Raw genomic sequence first — 2990 nt, 5'->3', positions numbered from 1 at the left:
CATCTAAATTATCAACAAAGTTAATTAGACCTATGTGAAACTTCCCATCTTCTAATTCTTTGTTATCTCTGGCATTTTTAATTAAATTAGTTTCAATTGTTTCTGAGTCCATATCTATATATAACAATCCAAACCTCTTATTACTATCTTTTAAATCCTATATATATATTATTAAAATTTATTCATAGCAAAGTAATCATCTTCATCATTAAAGTTTATATTTTTACGAGAACTATATATCTCTTTTAATTTAAAGTTCTCAACAAGAGACTTTAGCATTTGTGCTTGTCCACTTAGTTCTTCACTAGCAGCAGCACTTTCTTCTGACGTTGCAGAGTTATTTTGTACTACCTCTGAAATTTGTTCTACTCCTAATGTAACATGGTTAATTGCAACAGATTGTTCTTCAGATGCCTTAGCTATATCTTCAACTAATACAATACTTTGATACATTGTATCAACTATCTTTTTAAGTGACTCAGCTGTTTCATCTACAATCTTACTTCCTTTACCAACTGCTTCTATTGAGTTTTCAATAAGAGTTGCTGTATTTTTTGCGGCTTCTGCTGATTTAGCAGCAAGGTTTCTTACCTCGTCAGCAACAACGGCAAATCCTTTACCAGCTTCCCCTGCACGTGCTGCTTCAACCGCTGCATTTAAAGCTAATATATTTGTTTGGAATGCTATATCATCTATTGTTTTTATAATTCTACCGATTTCATTAGAAGTTATAGTTATCTCTTCCATAGATTTAACCATTTCTTTCATTTGCCCATTACCATTTTCAACTTCATTACCTGCATTCATAGTTAAAACATTAGCTTCTTTAGCATTTTTTGCAGTATCTTTAATTTTATCAGATATTTCTATAATAGTTGCAGATAATTCTTGAATTGCACTTGCTTGTTCAGTAGCACCTTGTGCTAACATTTGTGATCCACTTGCAACTTGTCCTGATGCAGCTCCAACTTCATCTGAAGCTACATTTATTTGTGACATTGTTTCACTTAAATCATTAGTGATTCTAATTACTGATTTTTCGATTTCTTTAAATACTCCTATGTATTCTACTTCAGGTTCAACATTGAAATTACCTGATGCAACCTCTCCTAAAACACGAACTGTATCATTTATAATTTCCTTAGTTGTCTCACTCATTTGACGCATACTATCTGATAAAGAACCTAATTCATCTTTTGATTCATAATCAATATTAATATCATAATCACCGATAGCCATTTTATTTGCAGCTACTTCTATTTCTTCAATTGGTTTTCTTAAGCTCTTTGTAATATATATACATATAATTAATCCTGCTACCATACTAGATATATTTAGAGTTGTAGAAATAATTTTAGATTTTGATACAGCTTCACTTACTCCTTTATCAAATTTAACACCTAAAGTTTCTGCATCTTCATAAAGAGCTATTGCATAGTCTACAGACTTACCATATGCTTTATAATATGCTTGATCTTCTTTTACTACCATTTCTTTAGCAGTTTCATAATCTCCTTTTTCTATAAATGCAAAAACCTTTTCATACTCTTGTCTTAATTCAGACACTGAATTTTCGATATCATCAACTAATTTTGAAGCTTCAGAAGTATTCTCACGAGGTATATCAACTCCACGAATTATTTTAATTCTTTCATTAATACTATCAAAGTTTTTTAAAATTGTTTCTTTGTAACTTGTATCTGTAGGATTTTGTGCAGTAAATGCAGTTACAAGATTTTGGTCAATAGAAACTATATCCCTACGAATCCCCATAGATTGATTAGTTAACTGGTAAGGTCCCTCAAATAAATCATGTCCTAACTCTCCTGCTTTTTTCAAATTATGCATCGCATTACCATTTGCAAATGCTGCAAGTAGTATTACAATAATAAAAGATATACTTAGCTTTTTACCTATTTTCAAATTTTTAGCCTTTAGTTGTTTCATATACATCCCCCCATTTTACTGTTTTTTCTATTTAAATGATAAATTCAAATATTCTAATTATTTCATTTATTAATTTTTAGATTTTATAAAAAAATAATTTTAATCTAAAATTCATTTTAATTTAAAATAGTTTTTCTTATTTTTATACGGATAAATATATAGATTCTTTAGATTTTATATAATAAAACTTAAATAAATTATTAAGGAATATTGAATAATCAAAGTGCCTTTAAATGATGTAATTTAAAAAGTTATCTAAGATCATATATACTTAATAGTTTTAATTTAATACTTCACACTTTACATAAGTATTTTATTAATTTTAAATGCTACCCTAAGGTTATATGCAATAGCGTTTGTGTATTTTATTGTTAAAAAACGTAATTTAATATATAATTTTTATATATAAGGGGTGATTTTTTGAGATTTACTGAAAAGTATAAAAATTGGGGAATTTTATTTGCAATAGTACTATTAAATACAATTGATTCAGCATTTTTTCCAAATACAACTTTTAGTCTTTATAAATTAGTTGCTAATATTTTTTTAATATTTATATTAGTAAGATTTATAGGGGGTACTTTCTCTGACTTTAAATCAGATGGTTTAGCTAACACTTTAAGCTTAAAATCAATACTTACTTACCTATTTATATTAGCTTTATGGCTACTTATGTTCATTAATATCAATTTTTAAATCCTTTTATATGTATATTATAAATATTTTAACGCAAAATATTTTTGTATAAATATTAACGTTAAATGGAGGAAAATATGAAATTAATAACTGATGATTATATTAAAGTAAGAAATGCAATGTCAAATAGTGCTAGAACTATTGAAGATATTAAGTCAATGACTGATATAAATATTGAAGATTATGAACACCAAAAAGAAATAGAGGAAGTTTTAAAAAATGCTTGTAGATGTATGAATGTATCTATTGAAGAAGTTGTAAAAGCTGTTGAAAATGGTGCTGATACTGTTGCGAAAGTTTCAGCAGCTACAAAAGCTGGTACTGGCTGTGGTAGATGCAAGGGACTA

General features: G+C 27.6%; 3 protein-coding genes. 2 read left to right on the top strand and 1 reads right to left on the bottom strand.

Features of this window, described 5'->3' with window-relative positions; all coding sequences use genetic code 11:
- Positions 1 to 171 precede the first annotated feature (171 nt).
- Positions 172 to 1947: a methyl-accepting chemotaxis protein gene (locus tag BN899_RS02095; protein WP_052356504.1), complete on the bottom strand. Its 1776-nt coding sequence runs from the start codon at positions 1945 to 1947 to the stop codon at positions 172 to 174.
- A gap of 420 nt (positions 1948 to 2367) precedes the next feature.
- On the opposite strand from BN899_RS02095, the gene BN899_RS02090 reads away from it, so the two are divergent.
- Positions 2368 to 2643: a hypothetical protein gene (locus tag BN899_RS02090; protein WP_042272277.1), complete on the top strand. Its 276-nt coding sequence runs from the start codon at positions 2368 to 2370 to the stop codon at positions 2641 to 2643.
- A 77-nt stretch (positions 2644 to 2720) separates the two neighbouring features.
- Positions 2721 to 2990 (top strand): (2Fe-2S)-binding protein (locus BN899_RS02085; protein WP_071162423.1); only part of this gene is annotated, 270 nt, incomplete at its 3' end.

It is taken from the genome of Faecalimicrobium dakarense (assembly GCF_000499525.1).
Classification (GTDB): Bacteria; Bacillota; Clostridia; order Peptostreptococcales; family Peptostreptococcaceae; genus Faecalimicrobium; species Faecalimicrobium dakarense.
The sequence above is the reverse complement of the archived record's forward strand: the minus strand, read 5'-3'. Positions and strand labels throughout refer to the sequence as shown.